This window comes from Trebonia sp. (assembly GCF_049794275.1).
In the GTDB taxonomy this organism is placed as follows: domain Bacteria; phylum Actinomycetota; class Actinomycetes; order Streptosporangiales; family Streptosporangiaceae; genus Trebonia.
In genome coordinates this window covers 1-2,867 of sequence record NZ_JBARCR010000244.1, presented here as the reverse complement: position 1 = coordinate 2,867, position 2,867 = coordinate 1, and the positions used below count along the sequence as shown (strand labels likewise).

Below are 2,867 nucleotides of genomic sequence, written 5' to 3'. Positions count from 1 at the left end.
GTGCTGCAGGTGCCGGTGCAGGCGACCTCGCTCGGCCCGGCGCTCGCCGTCGCCGCCGCGCTGGTGAAGTCCGCGGAGGACGAGGCGAAGTCAGTCACCGAGCAGCTCGACGAGCCCGAGCGCGAGGCGCTGCGGCAGGCGTTCGGCGAGGGCTCGACGGGGAAGGGCGTCGCCAAGGCGATGCGCGGCGTCGCCGGGGCCATGAAAGACCTGGAGGACCGGCAGAAGTCGCGCGCCACCCGGGTCAAGCGGGACACTCTCGACGGCGCGCTGCTCGATCTGGCGGCCTTCTACCGGGACGTGCTCATGGTGCAGTACGGCGCGGACGTCGAGCTGGCCAACGCGGACCGGATCGAGGACGTCCGGCGGCTCGCTGCCGCAGCGCCGCCGGAGGCGACGCTGCGCCGCATCGAGGCGATCATGCGGTGCCGGGAACGGCTCACGCTCAACGTCGCGCCGCTGCTCGCGGTCGAGGAGATGACGATCTCGCTGTTCCAGGGCTAACGGGCCTGACCGTCAGCTGATCGTCAGGATGCCTGAATGGGCAGGAACGGACGGGCCGTCATGGTGACGCCGCCCAGCGCGCGCTATGCTCCGGGCACGCTCCTGGAAGCAGGTACGCCTCATGCCTCAGTACGGCACGTGGTTCAGTTACGGCGGTGCCGCCAGGATCTGGCTTGCCGTCGGCTTGTTGGCCGCCGCAGGAGGCCTGGCATGTGCGGGGATCTGGCTGCCGCTGCCTGTCCGAGGCGCCAGGCCAGGCAGGGCGGCCGTGATTGCCGCGTACCTGGCCTGGGTCGCGGCGATGGCGGCGTTCATAGCCTGCTTCGTCATCTACGTCCGGCAAGACCTTCACGAGTATCACATCACCCTAGCCAAGGCCCAGCCCCGTAGTCCCGTCACTCTCGTCACCTTCCTGGCAGCAGTGACCGTCTTCATCTTCGTCTTGACACGCAGCTCGCCTGGCGTCGGGACGAGGCTGGCCAGCGCCGCCGTCGGCGCGGTGGCGGGGCTCGCGTTCTTCGAGTTGCCGTTCCAACTTATTGTCCTGGTCAGGACCTATCCCCCGATTCCGCCCGACCCGGCCTTCTACCGGGCGCTCCTTAATGTGCCCCTGTTCCTGGTCAGTCTCACCACGCTGCTGCTCCTGTCACTGTCGCCCATGGTGAGGCTGACCAGGGCCACGTTCTTTGTCCTCGCGCTGATGCTGGTCGTGTTCGCGGCCTGGGCCCTGTCCGGCTTCGGCTACCCTTCCGCACCGCTCCCCACCACGCTGAACATCGCGTCGAAGCTCCTATCCTTCGCCGCTGCTCTTACCCTCTTCCTCCCCGAGCGGTCCCTGGCGACAGCAAACACCGCGACCGCATAGGAACGAGCGCATAGGAACGAGCGGGGCCGCGCTTGCTAACCGGCCGCTAGCTCGAGCTGGCGGGCCAGACGGTTAGCTGATCACGACCAGGCTGCCGAGCGGGATCGTCGAAACAAGCTGCAGTGCCGTCGCGGGTACCCGCACGCAGCCGTTACTGACCGACTGGCCGAACACGGACGAGTCAGGCCAGCCGTGAATGCCGACAGTGCCCGGGCCGCCCCCGTACGTGGACAGCGCGTTGGAGTGGGTACCCAACGGCACGATCAGCGGGCTGTACGTGGGGTCGGGAGGGGCCAGCAGGGCGAGGAGGAAGGTTCGTCCCGTAGGCGTCGGCGTTCCCGGAGCACCGATCGCCACCGTCCACGCCCCAAGCAGCTTGCCGTCGTTATAAACGCTCAGCCGGTGGGTGGCGAGGTTCACCCGCAGCAGATACGACGTGTGGCGGGTGTCGAGCTTCGCGCCCGCGGTGTAGATCCAGCCGGTGATGTGGTCGGGGCGGCTCGGCAGCAGCACCTGGTCCCAGCCGGCACCGGTTCGCACGACGGGGACCCAGGTCGGGGCGCCAAGCTCGGTGGCAGGCAGCATGGCCACCGGTGCCTTGCCTGGTGCGGCGTAGACGACCTGCGCGGCCAGCGGGTGAACGACCAGCCCGTTGGTGACGGCGAAACGCGCCGGGTCGGCAGGCGCGGCCGGGATGGTGGCGTACGTCGTCGCCTGGGGCAGCTTGGCGGCCGTCGCCGCGGAGACGCTGACCGGCGGCACGACGTACTGCTGCGTAGCTGAGTTCGCCGTCGGCGCTGGCGAGCCGCCGCACCCGCTCAGCGAGACGGCGACGAGAGCGGCAGCAGCCGCTGCCGGAATAGCTCCGGCAGCGGCTTTCGGCCTGATCCGGCGGACGCGTCCTAGCCCAGGGCGCGTTCCCCGGCCGTCATGGGGTTGCGGCACGTCAGCCCGTCACTGGCAGGGAGCCTGTCACCGCCACTGGTGCCGGCGCGGACTGCGTCGGTGTCGGCGTCGGCGCAGGCGTGGTCGGCGGCGGCGTCACCGTGGTCGGCGTGGCCGTCGGCGTCTCCTGGCAGGTGCAAGTGGGTGTCGGCGACGACGGCGACGACTGCGGCCCCGAGGGTCCGCCAGGCGTCGCTACCGTCGACGACGACGCCGTCGGCTTAGGCGACGTCGACGCCAGCGCGGAGTTGGAGACGAACATTACCGTCAAGCTGGTGGCGGCCAGCGCCATGCTGGCCAGTCCGGCAATTTTTGCACGCTTGGTTAGCTTCAATGCCGTCACGCGATGCCTCCTGGCTGCGGGAAAATCGGGTGCGTGGACAGTAGGGGCTCAGGCCGGTCGCTCCGCTTGTCACCGCGCTGCAATGCCCTGGTGCCCTACTTCGGGGACACCAGAGCGTAATGCTATCGAAAGATGAGCATGTTACGAGTGAGTCCGCTTCGTGGTTACCGGATAGTGACCATTCGCCCGGCCGCGCTTACCCTAGACCGG

General features: G+C 69.0%; 4 protein-coding genes. 2 read left to right on the top strand and 2 right to left on the bottom strand.

Features of this window, described 5'->3' with window-relative positions:
- Both WA805_RS07015 and WA805_RS07010 read left to right on the top strand, forming a co-directional pair.
- Positions 1 to 504: DNA polymerase III subunit delta' C-terminal domain-containing protein (locus tag WA805_RS07015; protein WP_424559479.1), on the top strand; the 504-nt coding region annotated here is incomplete at its 5' end.
- A 121-nt stretch (positions 505 to 625) separates the two neighbouring features.
- Positions 626 to 1,369 (top strand): hypothetical protein, encoded by a 744-nt coding sequence (locus WA805_RS07010; RefSeq protein WP_422284428.1) that lies wholly within the window; start codon positions 626 to 628, stop codon positions 1,367 to 1,369.
- A 72-nt stretch (positions 1,370 to 1,441) separates the two neighbouring features.
- On the opposite strand, the gene WA805_RS07005 is transcribed toward WA805_RS07010, so the two are convergent.
- On the bottom strand, positions 1,442 to 2,131 hold the full coding sequence (locus WA805_RS07005; protein WP_425241929.1) for a L,D-transpeptidase: 690 nt from the start codon (positions 2,129 to 2,131) through the stop codon (positions 1,442 to 1,444).
- A 140-nt stretch (positions 2,132 to 2,271) separates the two neighbouring features.
- Positions 2,272 to 2,454, bottom strand: coding sequence for a hypothetical protein (locus tag WA805_RS07000; protein ID WP_425241928.1), 183 nt, complete (start codon positions 2,452 to 2,454; stop codon positions 2,272 to 2,274).
- Between the last annotated feature and the right edge of the window lie 413 nt (positions 2,455 to 2,867).